Raw genomic sequence first — 14,628 nt, forward strand, 5'->3', positions numbered from 1 at the left:
TAAAGTTTAGCGGATAACAATAATAATTTATTTTCCCCTAGGGATTTTGCCTCGGTGCAAAAGCAAAACCGTTCCTTTGAAAATGCGCCCCCGAAAGCGACGCGGCGAACCGCCAACATTTCCAATTCGCCGGAAGAAATTGGAAACGGAAGACGCAGCAAAACAAGTTAGTGGTTAGTGGAAAGTTAGGAAAATCGATTTCTTCTTCGCCGCTTGCACTGCCGCATCATTCATTTTCTTTGCTATGTTTTGCTTGTGAAATTCAAGCATCCCAAAAAAATCAAGCGCACATTGGCAGGGCTCCTCGCCGGCGTTATCATGACGCTAGTCCTGCTTCTGATTCCCTCCGACATTCTTCACCGTGCCGAATACATTTTTTACGACGGATTTTCCAAATATCTCTCCGACCATGAAGAAAGCCATTCCGAGGACATTCTGATTGTAGATATCGACGAGAACTCTCTTTCTAAATATGGTCCCTATAACGAATGGACGCGGGAAACCCACGCCAAAGTCGTACAAAATTTGGAAAAAGGCGGAGCGGCCGCCATCGCATTCGACATCCTATTTAAAAACGCCGACTTCGGAAACAGAAATGCCAGGCGCACCGAAAAAGTACTCGGCGAACTTTACCCAGATCGCGATTGGCGTGCGGACTTCAACAAAATCCGCCAGTCCTACGATTACGATTCCATTCTGGTGAGAACCATCGCCCAAAACAACAACGTCATTGTGTGCGGAACATTCAGCTCCAGAACGGACTACAAGCACCAATCGCAATGGATGCCCCTTAGCACGGGAAATCGGGCAAAGCAAATCCGTTCCAGACCGGTATTTCAGCTAGAGCAAGTTTCCGACCCCTCTCAAATCGAAGAGAAAGATCTTCTCGACAATGTTTTCCCGGAGCTTTCCAACGCGTCCAAAAATTTTGGAGTCGTCAACGCGACCCCTGACGATGACGGCATTGTCCGCCGAATGCGCCTGTTTTACCGCTTTCCCAATTCCGCAATATGGCCCGAAGAAAAATCCCAGGTTTACCCGATTCTTTCCATCTCGACCTTGATGCATCTTTTTCAGGCGAATCCGGATTCGGTACAAATCATTCCGGGGAAATACGCCGATTTGGGAAAACCTTTCGCCATTTACCGCGACAGTTCCGGAATTTTACGCACTACCTATCCGCAAATCACCTACCCGATGATCCGGCGGCTCCTGCAATATAAATCGCTCCTTTCCCAGGAACCTCAGGACAGCCTCGCCGAAAATTTCGTAGAAATCACGTCTCAAGTCCAAGCACTCAAAAACGAAGATGGAAGCGTCACCATTTTGACCAATGAAGGCGACTTCGATATGGACGACGAAGAATTGAGCGATTACGACAGGGAAATCATCCGCTTTTTCCAACCGGAAATCCAAAATCTGCGCGAAGGCGAAAGCTGCTGGCTCTCCGCCCTGCTGGATTTCCACTACAGCAAAAAAAGAGAACGCTGGGTTTCCAACTTCTCCATTTTCTCGCCCGATGTCCTCGACGAACTTTTCCAAGCCGACACCAATCAAATCTGCGGACTGAAGCCGGGTGAAGAAATCCGTTTTGGCAAGCGAAAACAAGTGCCCATCGACGAACACGGGGATTTTATCCTGCACTACAAAAGCGCTTACAACATTCCCGCGCAGCAGCGTACCTTTCAGCACCTTTCCTATTACGACGTCATCGAAGGCAGGATTCCTCCCGAAACCTATCAGGGAAAAATTTTCATTTTGGGCAGTGCGGCCCCCGCCATGTTCGATTTCTACAACGCGCCTCAAGAAGATCATTTCCCCGCCGTCCTCGTCCACGCCACCATCATGGACAACATTCTGAACAACGATTATATGATTTCGGATTTTCCCCATCCGACTTTATACATCGCCATGGCGATTTTCGCTATTCTCATCGGGCTTTTCGCATACCAATATTTGGCGATTCTGCTTCTTATCTGCTTGATGCTCTTAAACGTCTTCATTTCGTTCCACTTTTTCAAGAATGGTCTCTATATCGGCTGCGCTACGTACATCATCGAAATTTTTTGGGCGTTCCTAGGTTCCTTCCTCGTCCGCTTCTATTTTGAAAACCGGGACAAGACGTTTTTGGACAAATCCTTTAAGCAGTACATTTCCAACGAATTGATAGACCAGATGCTGAACAGCGAAACGCTCCCAAGACTCGGCGGAGAAAAGAAATACCTGACCGCCTATTTTACGGACATCCAGGGATTTTCTTCCTTTTCGGAAAAGATAGGCGACCCCGAAAAACTGGTCGTCCTGTTGAACAGCTACCTGAGCGTCATGACGGACATTCTCAAGGAAGAACACCAGGGGACTTTGGACAAATACGAAGGGGATGCCATCATCGCCTTTTTCGGCGCGCCATCGCCTTTGAAAAATCAACGGAGAAACGCTCTTCTCTGCGCCCTTTCCATGCAAAAGAACCAGTTGCTGCTGCGCGCCCGCTGGAAAGCCGAATCGGAAAGCGGAAAGGCGGACTGGCCGGATTCCGTTTACAAAATGCACACGAGGATCGGCATCAATTCCGGGGAAATCGTCGTCGGCAACATGGGTTCGGAAACGCGGAAAAATTATACCATCATGGGCGACGCCGTGAATTTGGCTTCCCGGCTGGAAAGCATCGCTAAGCAATACGGCGTTTACATTCTAGTGAGCAAGGAAGTCCTGACCGGAGAACAGGATCCCGACGACAAAACGGACTACCGAAACGAATTCATCACCCGATACATCGACAAGGTGAACGTCGTCGGCAAAACCGAACCCGTTCAAATCTACGAACTGTTGGCTTCAAACACCGACGAAGACGCGGGCCAATTCAAGCTCCTGGTCTCCTTCTGGAAGAAAGCGCACGAACTCTACTTTGCCGAAAAATGGGACGAAGCCATTGCCGCATTTGAAGAGTGCAAACTTTTGGAACCCCATACGCAAGAAAAAGATCCGGGTTCTCCGCCCACGCCCTCCGAAGTCTTTATTGCCCGCTGCCAGACGTATAAATTAAATCCTCCAGTCAAAGCAGGAGAAGTCTGGAACGGCGTGTATAAGGCGACAGAAAAATAAAGTCCGACCGGATCAGTGATTAGGGGGTAGCGGCGAGCGGTCAGCAAGCGCGGATTTCCAGTGCAATTTTCCGCAACGCCTGTTCAAAAGCGGACGTTTCCGTCAAAAGGCTCACAACAATCCAACCGTCTTCCGGAAAGTCGAAAAGAAATCCCGGCTGCACCAGAATCCCATGTTTCCGAAGGAGCCGCAACGTCAAAACATCGTCCTCTTCCCCGTCAAAATGCAACGCCGCATACCAGCCGCCCTGCACATTCGGCACCACTTCCACTTGGCCAAAAACTGAGCGCAAAACGGACAAATTGTCGCAAATCCGCTTTTGGATTTTCGCCTTGTATTCCAAGGAATGCGAAAGCATCGGAGTCGCCAAAGCAAACGCCGACGAAGACACGCTCAAGTAGGCGTCCGCCACATATTCCACAGCTTCTTTCAAACGTGCGCCCAAACGCCCCGGACGATAAGCCATCCAACCGAGCTTCAGCTGCGGCGAGCCGACGGATTTCGAAAGGCCGCCCAGAAAAAACACGGGAACATCCTTGGAATCCCAATTCCACGGGCGTTCCGTCCCATCGTAAATAAAATCGCCAAAAACTTCATCCACGACAATTGCCCAATTTTCACGGGACGCCATTTCCACGGCGGCATTCCATTCCTCTTTGGAAAAAACATGTCCCGTCGGATTATTCGGCGACACGATTAAAAGAATTTTCGTCTGCGGCGGAAAAGCGCACAGCGAGCCTGAATCCAGACGCCATTTTCCGTCGGCGCATGTCAAAAAATACGGGAAGGTTTTCAAAAATTCCAAAGCGGCAAGGGAATCCAAAAGCGGATAGCCCGGAACAGGCGTCAAAATGGCATCGCCCGGATTGCAAAGCGTTTTGAATAGGATCGAATACGCTTCGCTCGTACTCGCCGTCAGCTGGATATGCTCCACATCAAAAGAGCCGCCCCGTTCCGCAAAATAGCGCGCCACGGCCTCTCGGGTTTGCAGCCAGCCGCTCGAATCCGGATTCCAGACAGAAAAATTTCCAGAAGCTGCGGACAAAACCGAATCCAAATCAAAAGGAATGCCCGCCGAGAGCGGCGTGGAAACCGTCAAATCCGTCCAAGTGCCCACCTTGCGCTTTAACGCCGAAAGCTGCAAAAAAAACGGAGAATCAGAAAGATCCTCCGGAAGTCTGGAAGAAAAGCTAAGCTTCATTTTTTTCGACCTTTCCAAAGGACAAAAAGAATCGTCGCCAGCAAAATGCCCGCCGGGAGCGCAAGCGCCACAACGAGAAGCAGCCCTTTGCGCCACCAGGGAAGATCCTGAATTTTTTCGCGGAAATCCAGAATTCTCCGTTTTGCCTTTTCGAGCAATTCCATAGCGACTTCAGCTTACTTCAAATGGGAGAAGATCCAACCGGAAAGATCTTCAATCCGGACGTGTTCCTGCTTCATGGAATCGCGTTCGCGGACAGTGACCATGCCCTTGAGCTCCGGATTCACATTGTCGCCCTCGCCGATCGTGTCGAAATCCACGGTAATGCAGAACGGCGTTCCGAGTTCGTCCTGACGGCGGTAGCGCTTGCCGATGGACTGCGTCTCGTCGTATTCCACGTTGAAGTGCTGAATCAAATCCTTATAGATATTCTCGGCGACTTCTTTCACCTTGCCTTTTTTGACCAGCGGAAGAATCGCCGCCTTGACCGGAGCGACCTTCGGGCTGAAGTGCATCACGACGCGTTCTTCACCGTTTTCCAGTTTTTCCACATCGTAGGCATCGCAAAGAAGGACAAGAAGAAGACGGTCCACGCCCAAGGACGGTTCCACGACATAAGGAATGTAGCGTTTGTTATTGACCGCATCGAAGTAGTCCATCTTGACTTTGGATTCCTTCTGGTGCTGGGTCAGGTCGTAATCCGTGCGGCTCGCGATGCCCCACAGTTCACCCCATCCGAACGGGAAATTGTATTCGATGTCCGAAGTGCCGTTGGAATAATGCGACAGCTCTTCCTTGGCGTGTTCGCGCAGACGGAGCTTTTCCTTGTTCACGCCCAGGCCTTCGACAAAGGAAACGCAGAACTTTTTCCAGTAATCGTACCATTCCACTTCCGTTCCCGGCTCGCAGAAGAATTCGAGTTCCATCTGTTCAAACTCGCGCGTGCGGAAAATAAAGTTGCCCGGCGTAATCTCGTTACGGAACGACTTGCCGATCTGTCCCACGCCAAACGGGATCTTCGGGCGGACGTTGTCCATGATGTTCTTGAAATTGATGAAAATGCCCTGCGCCGTTTCCGGACGGAGATAGACCTTGCTACCCGTGCCTTCCAAAACGCCGAGCTGGGTCTGGAACATCAAATTGAAAGCGCGCGGCTCCGTAAAATCCTTCTTGCCGCACTTGGGGCATTCGATGGCATGATCGACCATCATCTGGTGAATTTCCGGGAAAGTCTTTCCGGCGCAGCAGCCTTCACCCAGTTTTTCTTCCAACAGATGGTCCGCGCGAAAACGTTCGTGGCACGCCTTGCAATCGACCAGCGGATCCGAAAAATTCGAAACGTGGCCAGAAGCCTGCCAAACCCGGGGATTCAGCAAAATGGAAGAATCCAGCCCGACGACATCCGGACGGGATTCCACAAAGGTTTTCCACCAGAGATTCTTGATATTGCGTTTGAGTTCCACGCCATAGGGACCGTAGTCCCAAGTATTGGCAAGGCCATCGTAAATTTCGGAACCCGGAAAAATAAACCCGCGTCTCTTACAAAGGGAAATCACATCCTTGAGTGCATTTTGAACGGTTTTCGCCATGATAAATCCTTTGAACAATTATTTTGCCCCAAATATAGGAAATTTCGCCCCGAATGCGGAGAGTTGCCGGTTGTCAGTTAATAGTTAAGGAGAAGCGGCATCCTCCTCCGAGGCTCCCTGAAACTAGGAATCTCTGATTCCATAGTTGAAGTATCCCTAGAGACAATTCGCCTAAAGGAAGCTGAGCTTCCAAGGCTCATGGGGCGTGCTGCTTTTTGTTTCTCCTAACTCCCAACTTTTAACTAATCACTAACTCGCTGTCCCAGGCAAAAAACGGCTCGCGGCACCGTGCCATTCACCATCCCGGGCAAAAAACGGGTTGCGGCATCGTGCCATTCACCATCCCGGGCAAAAAACGGGTTGCGGCATCGTGCCATTCACTTCTTTTTCCAAAACAGAAAATCCCGAAAAAACTTTCGGGATTTTATTCATTTTCGCTGAAACCGATTCGATTACTTGGCGCGTTCCACGTAGGAACCGTCGCGGGTATCGACCTTAATCTTCATGCCTTCGGCGATAAAGAGCGGAATCATCACGACGGCGCCGGTTTCCAGAACGGCTTCACGCATGACGTTGCCGCTGGTGTTACCCTGAACCGCAGGAGGAGCGGAAGTGATGGTCATTTCGACAAAGGTCGGCGGAATCACTTCAATCGCCTTGTTGTTCCACCAGGTCACCTGAACAGTCGCCCCGTCCAAAAGCCAGACTTCGCCGCCGTTCAACGCCTCTTTCGGAATTTCCATCGTTTCGTTGGTCGTATTGTCGAGGAAGAACCACGTTTCGCCATCGTTATAGAGATAGGTCATTTCCGTGTAAGTCACATCGGCTTCTTCGACGGTGTCCCCGCTTTTCCAGGTCCGTTCGAGAGTGCGACCCGTCACCAGGTTCTTGATGCGGACTCGGTTAAAGGCCTGACCTTTTCCGGGCTTCACAAACTGGTTTTCGACGATTTCCCACGGTTGGGCATCGACGATAATTTTTAACTTTTTGCGGAACTCATTGGTGCTGACTGTACCCATAAATATGCCTCTTATAAAAGATTTTCGCTTAAGATAGAAAAATATGACCAAAACTTCAGCGTTTTTCACCAGCATAAAGGACCTTTTCGCCTTTCTGGAATTGCCTTCCCCGCCGATTCAAGCAGCCAACTCCCGTTTTTCCTTTTTGGTTTCTCGCCATTTTGCTTCCAAGATACGCAAAAACGATCCGAACGACCCGCTTCTGCGCGAAATTTTGCCGACGGAAGAAGAAAATAGAAAGGTCGAAGGCTTTATCGACGATCCCGTCGGAGACTCCCAAAGCGAAAAGGAACCCGGCATTCTGCAAAAATACGCAGGACGCATTCTGGTGGAGCCGACTTTCGCCTGTAGTCTGCATTGCCGATTCTGCTTTCGCCGGGCAGAACCCAAAAGGGCGCCGACCAATTTTGCCAACCGCTTGAACCGCCTGCTTTCGTCTTCGCCAGAGATTCGCGAGATTATTTTTTCGGGGGGCGACCCGCTGATGCTTTCCCCGACGGACCTAGCCAGCCTGTTCGACATCGTTCTCTCCAAGCCCGCGATAACGGCGCTCCGAATCCATTCCCGCATTCCCGTGACCCTTCCTCAGGTGCTGGATCCGCAAAGAGACCGTTCCCTGTTCCCCATTTTGAAAAACGCGGCTCTTCAAAAAAAGCTCGTCTTCGTTTCCCACGTGGATCACCCGAACGAACTCGATGACGCTTCCGCCGCCGTATTCGCAAATCTTGCCAGCATCGGAGCCGTTCTTTTGAACCAATCGACTTTGCTGAAAGGCGTCAATGATTCCGCCGAAGTGCTCGCAGCGCTTTCGCAAAAACTTTTTTCGCAAGGAGTCCTCCCCTACTACTTGCACCAGCTGGATCATGCGACCGGAGTCGCCCACTTTGAAATTCCCGACGGCGATGCGCTGAAAATCATGAAAGAATTGCGAGAGCGCCTTCCCGGCTATCTGGTTCCCCGATTCGTCCGGGAAATCGCCGGAGAAAAATCCAAGACGCCGATTCTGTAGGGCAAAAGCCGCAAGCTTTGGATCAAAAGTCCAGAGGAGCGTTCACAAATCCGCGGAACCACAAAGGCAAAGGCTCGCCTTCCACTAAAAAAGCGTCTTCACACCGAAGTGCAAGAGCCCGTCCAAAGGGTCCTTTCCATTTCGCAGAGCGTAGTAGAGAGAAAAACTCCAATAGCCCCGATACTGGGAAATGCCGACTCCGTAACTGTAGGAATCCTCCCAACCATGAGCCGGAGTTCGGGCACGATGCAGTGCCGGTTCAAAAAACAGATGGAATGCGGTACTTTCCAGCGCACGCCATTGCAAATTCATTTCGGCGATGCCATAGGCTCGAGTCCTGAAAAAGCCGTTTCGGAATCCTTTCAAGTCCGTCATTCCGCCCAAAGCGAACAGTTCCGCATTTTTAAATCGGCGATCGGTCGGAAGCAGCGTTCCGGCCCAAAAAGAAGTCTGCAAAACAAAAGCGGAAGAAAGCGGCGTATATAGGCGGACATCCCCATGCAAATCCGTCGTAAAGGCGTTCAGGGAATCCGATCGATCCTTGCTCACACGGAAAGTGCCGTTCATGCGCATCCCGTGCCGGGGAAGAATCACCCGGTCTTCGTTCCGATAATGCATTTCCAGGGTGTAAATCCATCTGTCACTTCCCATGCCCCCCAATATCGCAAAGTCAAAAAAGAAGCCGATACTGCGAGAAACTCCCGCTTCGACTTGCGCATCCCGAAAAGACGAGTCTTCTTCAAAAAAGCCACGGACAATACCGTTCCATCCTGTACCAAAAAGCCAGGGTTCCTTGTAAGAGGCCGACAGGGAACGTCCCCATTCCCCTGTTTGCCCCGAAACCGTCAAGTCGCGCCCCGTCCCGCGCATATTGAATAAATTCAAATCGATATTGCCCGCCCAACCGCCAGCGTCTCCGCTAGCATAAGAAAGCAGACCTTCAAAGGAATTGACGGAAAGATCCCGCATATAAAATACCGGTACCAAACGGTTCCGTACCGAATCCCGGAAAATTCTCGGCGAGGCGACCGATTCAAAGTAGCCCGAGTTGACGAGTTTGCGTTCCGCCCGTTCCAAATCGGAAAGCCGCACGAGCGATCCCGCTTCCAGCCCGGAAAGCCTGGCAAAATTTTCCTTTTTCGTTTTGGAGTTCTCAGCGTTTTCAGCAAGCGCCCACACATACGCACTTCCCCGGGAAAATGCCACATCCCAAATTCCCGACGAATCCATTCGATACGAAACCGCAGCAAACGGAAAGCCGTTTTCGGCAAAGTCGTCCATTTTTTTTCGGAGACGAATTTCCCAGTCCCCACATTCTTCATCGCTGTCAAAATCCTGAAATCCATCCAGCGAATCGCCGTGAAAACGCACGCCTTTCACCACGCAATCCGATGCGCACAGAAAGTTCGTGAGAACTAGAAAAATCAGCAAAAAGAATTTCATCGTCGCCTAAAAATAGGCTCTCGCCTCCATCGACATTTTTTGAAACACGCCGTTTTCGGCACTGCCAAATCGCACCACATAATAAAATCCGAGCGAAAGAAATTCATTGGCATCGACTGTCACGGACGCCGAATTGCGAAAGGTGACGCCCTTGCCAAATCCCGAAATCATCTGGTAAGGCAGCACTTCATTTTGAGTTGTCACATAAGTCGCGCTGAACTCGTCGGAAGCCCGAACAGAACGCTCGTTGTCAAATCCCAGCAAAAGAGATGCTTGACGCAGAAAGGCGTCCATGGAACCGGACTCGTCGTTTCCCTTTCCTTTCCGAATCCAAGCTTTTGGCATCACATACAAGTGAAGGGGCAATTCCCTTTTCCAAGACATGGTCGCTTCATAAATTTTCCATTCCATTTTTTGGAAGGTTTCCAAATCCACAAATTCCAATGCCGGAACCAATTCCCACGTTTCTTTTTTCCTTCCCGAATAAACGCCGTCCAGTTTATGCCACGTCCGATTTTCAAAATATCCCTGCGACGTATTGCGTTTTTCACTTTCCGTTCCCAAAGAATATCCCAGAGAGCCACGGTTCTGCGCTTCCGACCACAAAACGGAAAATTCACCTTGAAAAATTCCACTGCTTAGATCGCGAAGCTGGCTGCGAAAAAACGGCGGCAGATAAAGCGTTTTTCCCGTCGTATCCCGTCCTTCGCTAGACCCGTCAAAAGAAAACTCCAAATCCCGTAAAACGCCATTTTGAATTCCCAGCATCCTCGGAACAAATGTCCACGAAAGCGACATGGATGCCGAACTTGCCCGAACCGCTTCCGCCGAATCGCTACGCCCCATTCCTTCATAAACATAATCGCCGTTATCGACCCCTTCCACAAAAACGCCGGCAATACTGTCGAACATCACATCGCCAGTCCCCTTGGCTACCGCCTTGTAAATGGGAACATAGGGGACTTCGCGAGTCAATCCCAAACGATATGAAGCCTTGCCGACAAAAGGCGTTCTGGAATCTCCCCATTCCACGGATTCTTCCGAAAGCCAGGCGTTTGATGCGCCCGCCGTATCCAAATCGCTTCGTTTGTATTGAAGAACATGTCCAAAAGATAAACGGTTTCCCGAATAATTCGCCGAATGTTCAAAACCGGCAACCCGCAAGGAATCTTCCAGCGTTTCAAAATTTTCTCCGGTCCGAACCCGCAATCCAAAAAGAGTTCCCTTGGTATTCCAATTATCGCCGACGACATTCAATCCGCTTTTCACGTCGGTTTTTTCAGAACGATTTTCTTGTTTCCGCTCCGAATTTTTTTTCCAAATTCCGTAATCGGCATAGCCAAAAGGCCGGAACATTCCCGTCGTGTATTCGGCATCGGCGATTCCCTGATAGCGTTCCATTTCGTTTTCATTAAAAGAGGCGATTCGCACAAATGAAATTTCACTGTGCAGAGTGTTCGTCTTGTGCAGCAAATAAGATCTGGCGCGAGAGGAATTCCATTTTTCCTCTTCGGTTAAACTCCGGCGATAACCCCATTCCGTTCCCCAAAAATAGGACGAAGGCAATTTAATCTGCAAAGCAATTTCGTCATAGCGAAGCGAGCCGTTTACTTTTGACGAGTCCAAATCCCAAAATTCCTGCAAGCGATAAGAATCCCAGTTTCTGTCCGTTCCCTGATAATTTTTTTGAAGAAAACCCTCTTGCAAATAATCGCCGGAAAGCGAAAGGCGCAACCGCGAATACCTTTGCGACTCTGTGCTGTCGGTCGAAAGAAACCAGCGATAGGCCCGCCCGGAAGGTCCACCAATCCGATGCGAAAGCGTATTGGTATCCGCTTCGCTGTAACCGATTTCCGCATCTATATAATAGTGATTTTCCCACTGCGCGCGCAAGCGAGAACCCAAACGTCGCAACATCCACGGGCGTTCCAAAATCCCCAAAGAATCATCCCGTTCAAATTCGCTCCCATCATCTTGCCGAAGCATTTTCAAATCTTCCTCGGACCAGGTATTTCGCCGCATGCGGGCCGTATCGCTCGAAAGTTCGAACCCGACAATGTCCAGCCAAAGATTTTTCCCGCGATACTTGCCGTCCGCCGCCTTGAGAATCTGGAGAGCTCCGGAATTGTACGCCTGAAATTCCACCCGGATTTCATCTTCCGCCCCGGGAATCACCGTTCCCAAAAAATCCAGAACGCCGCCCGCATAATTCACCACGTAGTCTTCTTGCCTATTCAGCTTGATACCGTTCAAATAAACCGTTTCGGAATTCGGCACAACAGCCAGATACGATTCTGTCGTCCCGGTAGAAAGCAAGTAGCCTTTTTGCTGCCCGTCAACGCCGCGAAACACGGAATAGACGCTGTGCAATTCGTCATAACCATAAGCGCCCCGCACCTGGGAACGCCCCGCTTTGACTCCAGCCGCAACACCTAAAGTCGCCCGTTCCAATCCCGAAAATCCCAAAGCGGATTCCTTCCAAGTCATATCGCCCAAATGCAAAAAAAGCCGTTCCGATTCCACCCGGAAATGCACTTCGTCCACTTCCTGAAGAGTCGCCGTTCTTTCACTACCCGCTTCCCGCCCCACATCGGACAACAGCGCATCGATATAAACGCCACGGGTCGCTTCGCCCTGCACGGAAAGCCGCAATTCCTGATCCACTTCCGTTCCGCCGTCGCCCACCGTCACCTGAATGGTTTTTGAACCTCTGGTCTGCAAACGCAGCGTATCCCGCTCCGAAGGTTCGGCGTTTCTCTGTGATTTCAGCGAGTCCTGTTTTAAAAACGGAACCCCGCGCCAAATAGGCACGGAATCCAAAGAAAGCTTTGCATAGTCCCCCGCCCAAGCAACTGACGAAAAAAGCAGGAGAATACAAGCAAAAAAAGGCAACGCCTATTCCTTGGAAGGTTCCACCTTGAACTGGCGGCTAGAAAGAAGTTTACGTCCGCTGACGGCATCCACGCTCCAATCGCCGGGAACCAGCTTTTGCGGGGCAATGGAACTTTCACAAGCGTTTTCCGCCAAAGTGCATACCACTTTCTGCACCGTATCCGCCCCGTTAAACCAAACGTGTACGATTTTCCCGTCCGGAACAGCCCACACCCGCTTCGGAAGTTCCGCATAATAATGCAACCGCGTATGTAGCGGGAAAACGGAATCCACGCCAAAAGGAGAACCGCCCACAATGTTCCGACAAATAACGCTGTAAAGGGGCGAAGATTTTTTGATTTCTTCCTTTCTCTGTTGATTTTCCATTGCGCTGAACGACACGAAAATCCGGTGCCCGATAAAACTCAAAAAGACGACCAGAAAAATCAGAGTCGTCTTTCGGATATAGCGTAATGGAGGCATCCCTTGCTCCAAAAATTTCTAGCGGTGAATTTTGCTCGTATTCTGGGTAAATGCGGGCACGGCTTCAATCAATTTTTCAACCAATAATTTATTGTAATCCTCAATGCGATTCGGCAATTTGTTTCCCGAAAAAATCTGGACAAGCAAAAGGGCGCTTTCCACGGGAGCGATATAGATGGAGCGTTTTTCGCCCGTATAGGAAACCGACTTGAACTCCCCTTCGCCGAGCATTGTACCGATCTGCTTGGCACTGCCAAAAGAGGCCGTGCTCAAAACAGCCAGCGGAACCGTATCCATTCCGATAGTTCCGACTTCCGAAATTACAGAACCGTCTCGGTGCACCAGCATGATATAATCCGCTTTCACATTCGTCAAATAGGCCTGCATCAAGCGGCGGAGCCTGTCGGCATCATCTGTATAAACTGCAAAATCGCTCATCAGAAAAATTCCCCACAATCATTTTTTCTTGGGAATATACGGACGCAATTCGATATCGTCATCCGAAATTTCCCCATTGGAATTCCCATTGGACGCACCAAAAGGCTTGACGTTGGGAAGCGGAGATGCCGCCGGACGTCCAAACGGAGATGCGCTTTTCTGGAAAAATCCGCCCCGGAAGACCGATCCTCCCGACACGGGCGGGACAGGACGCGGACGTTCTGCGAACTTGGGAGCATCCACCGGCTTGGGCGCATCCATTTTAGGAGTTTCCGTCGGCGCGGCAACCGGCTTCAAAGGTTCCGGAGACGCGATAGAAACACCGTTCTTTCCGCCGAAAGTCACATCGTGCACTCCCGTATTGTGAACGCTATCCGCCGCCTTTCGCAAAAACCCCTGTTTGACATTAAAGCGCTGGATGACCAGCATCGCAATCGCCTTGAGAGTCGTCACAACGCCTTTCCCGTTATGGGCTGTCGCCGGGAAAAACGGGATTTTCTTCGGATTCAGAAGCGCATTCATTTCATCCAAAGTGAAAACGTTGTCCATATCCCGCTTGTTGTATTGAAGGACCAGCGGGATTTCATCCAGGCTGACGCCGTAGTCTTCTAGGTTCTGGCGCAAATTCTGCAAGCTTTCCAAATTTTCGGCTTCACGGGAACGCTGGGAATCCGCGACAAATACGATTCCATCTACACCACGCAGCACGATTTTACGCGTCGAGTTGTAAAAGACCTGACCGGGAACCGTATAAAGCTGGAATTTTGTTTTAAATCCCTTAATATCGCCCAAGTTCAACGGGAGAAAGTCGAAAAATAAAGTTCTATCGCCTTCGGTTTCCAAAGAGACCATGTCCGTTCTCTTGTCCTGCGGCATCTTTTGGTGGATGACTTGAAGATTTGTCGTCTTGCCGCTCAAACCAGGTCCATAATACACGACCTTGCAACTGATTTCACGGGTGGCGAAGTTTATCGATGACATTTCTTCTTCCTCAAGTTTTCCTCTAATCTAGAAAAAATATAAGCAAGCGGCACAAACTTCCGATAAAAATACAAAAACCGCAGGCATCAGGCTGCGGTTTCCATGAACTTCGGACAAAAAACTTAAGCCTTTGCCGCCAAACCGTTCACGACACGAGCAACCTTCGCCTTGTAGTTTGCAGCGCGATTGGCACTGAAACCTGCGCGACCCTTGGCAGCAGCTTTATCGAGCATGCTGAACAAACGCGGCATTTCCTTGAGAGCGGCGTCCTTGTCGCTGGCAGAACGAATCGTCTTAAGACTCGTGCGGATTGCGGAACGGACGGAACGGTTGATTTCGGTCAGCTTCTTGGTCTGACGAATACGTTTTTTGCAAGACTGATGATTAGGCACCTTTATATCTCCGGGTGAAAATCTTAAAAATGTTGAGACAATATTAGTATAAATTGGGGATTTAGTCAAGTCTATCCGGCGGGAGCAGTCCATTTTTATA

Annotated in this window: 11 protein-coding genes and 1 pseudogene; 2 read left to right on the plus strand and 10 right to left on the minus strand. The window is 50.2% G+C overall.

Annotated features, from left to right (window positions below; genetic code table 11):
• Positions 1–255: 255 nt before the first annotated feature.
• Positions 256–3,102 (plus strand): adenylate/guanylate cyclase domain-containing protein, encoded by a 2,847-nt coding sequence (locus BGX14_RS02290; RefSeq protein WP_143394092.1) that lies wholly within the window; start codon positions 256–258, stop codon positions 3,100–3,102.
• A 40-nt stretch (positions 3,103–3,142) separates the two neighbouring features.
• Here BGX14_RS02290 and BGX14_RS02295 read toward each other — a convergent pair whose 3' ends face one another.
• From BGX14_RS02295 to efp, 4 genes are all read right to left on the minus strand, one after another.
• Positions 3,143–4,303: a pyridoxal phosphate-dependent aminotransferase gene (locus BGX14_RS02295; protein ID WP_095878943.1), complete on the minus strand. Its 1,161-nt coding sequence runs from the start codon at positions 4,301–4,303 to the stop codon at positions 3,143–3,145.
• Entirely contained in the window at positions 4,300–4,467 is a 168-nt protein-coding gene (locus tag BGX14_RS15455; RefSeq protein ID WP_158223200.1) for a hypothetical protein, read from the minus strand. The genes BGX14_RS02295 and BGX14_RS15455 overlap by 4 nt, the downstream gene beginning before the upstream one ends.
• Before the next feature lie 12 nt (positions 4,468–4,479).
• Positions 4,480–5,892, minus strand: a complete 1,413-nt coding sequence (locus BGX14_RS02300; protein ID WP_073302102.1) for a glycine--tRNA ligase — start codon at positions 5,890–5,892, stop codon at positions 4,480–4,482.
• A gap of 452 nt (positions 5,893–6,344) precedes the next feature.
• Positions 6,345–6,911 carry an elongation factor P gene (gene efp / locus BGX14_RS02305; RefSeq protein ID WP_073302103.1) on the minus strand — a complete coding sequence of 189 codons (567 nt, stop codon included), beginning with the start codon at positions 6,909–6,911 and terminating at the stop codon, positions 6,345–6,347.
• A gap of 43 nt (positions 6,912–6,954) precedes the next feature.
• Here efp and BGX14_RS02310 point away from each other — a divergent pair, with 43 nt between their 5' ends.
• Positions 6,955–7,920 (plus strand): KamA family radical SAM protein, encoded by a 966-nt coding sequence (locus tag BGX14_RS02310; RefSeq protein WP_073302105.1) that lies wholly within the window; start codon positions 6,955–6,957, stop codon positions 7,918–7,920.
• Between the two features lie 84 nt (positions 7,921–8,004).
• On the opposite strand, the gene BGX14_RS02315 is transcribed toward BGX14_RS02310, so the two are convergent.
• The 6 genes and pseudogenes from BGX14_RS02315 to rpsT all read right to left on the minus strand — a co-directional run bounded on the left by BGX14_RS02315 (position 8,005) and on the right by rpsT (position 14,528).
• Positions 8,005–9,363: a BamA/TamA family outer membrane protein gene (locus BGX14_RS02315; protein ID WP_095878944.1), complete on the minus strand. Its 1,359-nt coding sequence runs from the start codon at positions 9,361–9,363 to the stop codon at positions 8,005–8,007.
• 6 nt (positions 9,364–9,369) lie between these two features.
• The gene (locus tag BGX14_RS02320; protein ID WP_095878945.1) at positions 9,370–12,255 is read right to left on the minus strand and encodes a hypothetical protein; all 2,886 of its coding nucleotides are present in this window, start codon (positions 12,253–12,255) and stop codon (positions 9,370–9,372) included.
• Between the two features lie 3 nt (positions 12,256–12,258).
• Positions 12,259–12,717: a hypothetical protein gene (locus BGX14_RS02325; protein WP_095878946.1), complete on the minus strand. Its 459-nt coding sequence runs from the start codon at positions 12,715–12,717 to the stop codon at positions 12,259–12,261.
• A gap of 18 nt (positions 12,718–12,735) precedes the next feature.
• Complete coding sequence (locus BGX14_RS02330; RefSeq protein ID WP_073302254.1) at positions 12,736–13,155, minus strand: roadblock/LC7 domain-containing protein; 420 nt, start codon at positions 13,153–13,155, stop codon at positions 12,736–12,738.
• A 417-nt stretch (positions 13,156–13,572) separates the two neighbouring features.
• Positions 13,573–14,136, minus strand: a pseudogene (locus BGX14_RS16385) (ATP/GTP-binding protein); the annotation flags it as partial.
• Between the two features lie 122 nt (positions 14,137–14,258).
• Positions 14,259–14,528, minus strand: a complete 270-nt coding sequence (rpsT, locus tag BGX14_RS02340; RefSeq protein WP_073302114.1) for a 30S ribosomal protein S20 — start codon at positions 14,526–14,528, stop codon at positions 14,259–14,261.
• Positions 14,529–14,628 lie beyond the last annotated feature (100 nt).

The organism is Fibrobacter sp. UWS1 (genome assembly GCF_002300445.1).
In the GTDB taxonomy this organism is placed as follows: Bacteria; Fibrobacterota; Fibrobacteria; order Fibrobacterales; family Fibrobacteraceae; genus Hallerella; species Hallerella intestinalis.